Annotated in this window: 1 pseudogene; it reads right to left on the bottom strand. The window is 46.8% G+C overall.

The features are described from left to right. Positions 1 to 278: pseudogene (locus O4H47_RS17885) on the bottom strand (ABC transporter); the annotation flags it as partial.

The raw sequence follows: 278 nt of genomic DNA, 5'->3' as shown, positions 1-278 counted from the left end.
AAACTGGAGCAAGCACGAAAGCCGGAACCACAACTCCAGTCATCGAAAGTGTCATCAGGCCGTAATCTAGGCGGCTATTTCGGTTCAATGCCGCAATGGTGCCAAGCAACATGCCAAGTGGAACGGAAATACAAAAAGAGAGTACGCCTAATACTGCTGAAACAGGCCATGATTGTGCGACGAGCTGTGTAACACTGAAGTCTTGATAAACGAAGCTCGGACCGAGATCTCCTTGTATGAAATTACCAATGTAAATCCAAAACTGAGTAAGGAAGGGC

The sequence above is a fragment of the Maritalea porphyrae genome (genome assembly GCF_027213965.1).
In the GTDB taxonomy this organism is placed as follows: Bacteria; Pseudomonadota; Alphaproteobacteria; order Rhizobiales; family Devosiaceae; genus Maritalea; species Maritalea porphyrae_A.
This window is presented reverse-complemented; position numbering and strand designations above follow the sequence as displayed.